At 45.4% G+C, this 1,144-nt stretch carries 1 protein-coding gene; it reads right to left on the minus strand.

Going from position 1 to position 1,144, the window contains the following annotated elements; genetic code table 11:
• Positions 1 to 14: 14 nt before the first annotated feature.
• Positions 15 to 1,142 carry a 30S ribosomal protein S1 gene (gene rpsA / locus C1T29_RS13765; protein WP_231516498.1) on the minus strand — a complete coding sequence of 376 codons (1,128 nt, stop codon included), beginning with the start codon at positions 1,140 to 1,142 and terminating at the stop codon, positions 15 to 17.
• Positions 1,143 to 1,144: the final 2 nt, after the last annotated feature.

Consider the following 1,144-nt stretch of genomic DNA (forward strand, 5'->3'; position numbering starts at 1 on the left):
ATCATCACCAACTTTTACTTTAATTTATTCAGTTTGTCTCCGATCATTTCACCAAGCTGGAAGCCTGAAGACTCTTCCTTCGCCTGGTATTGACGGTAATCTTCCTGCTCTGCTTTATCGGTGTTTTCTTCAAGCTCTTTCATGCTTAAAGAAATGCGCTCTTCCTCTTCGTTGACGTCAAGAACTTTCACTTTAACGTCCTGGCCTTCCTCAAGGACTTCATGAGGTGTTCCGATGTGTTTGTTCGAGATTTGCGAAATGTGGACGAGGCCTTCAACTCCAGGCAGCACTTCGACAAACGCACCGAAGCTCACCAAGCGCTGGACTTTTCCGTCCAATACGTCTCCAGGCTTCACTTTTTCGCCGATGTTGGACCAAGGCCCAGGAAGCGTTTCTTTGATTGATAGCGAAATTCGCTCATTGTCGCGGTCGACGGACAGCACTTTGACTTTGACATCCTGGCCTTCTTCGACTACGTCTGACGGTTTTTCAACGTGTGAATGCGACAGCTGGGAGATGTGAACAAGACCGTCAATGCCGCCGATGTCAACGAAAGCACCGAAATCTGTCAGGCGCTGCACTTTTCCTTCAAGTACCTGTCCCGCTTCCAGCGTTTGAAGAAAATCCTGTTTTCTTTCCGACTGCTCTTTTTCAACAACCGCACGGTGTGATAAAATCACGCGGTTTTTATCTCTGTCAAGCTCAACGACGATTAAAGTAAGCGTCTTTCCTTTATAATCTGTAAAATCTTCAACAAAATGCGCCTCTACAAGCGATGCGGGAATGAATCCGCGCACGCCGATATCGACGACCAGACCGCCTTTAACGACGTCTTTTACTTCGGCTTCAAACACTTCTTTTGACTCAAACTTTTTCTCTAGGTCTTCCCAAGCGCGGTCTGCATCAACAGCACGTTTTGATAAAATCAATGCATCGTCTTCCACTTTTGTCACTTTTAATTCAAGCTCATCGTCTACATTGACGACATCTGATGCTTTTTCAACATGAAGACTTGATAATTCACTGATTGGGATAATTCCGGTTTGCTTGCAGTTGGGGATGTCAACATCGACATGCTTGTCCTCAACTTTCGTTACAATACCTTTCACCACATCTCCAACCTCTGGTACTTGAACATCAATTT

The sequence above is a fragment of the Bacillus sp. MBGLi79 genome (assembly GCF_002953915.1).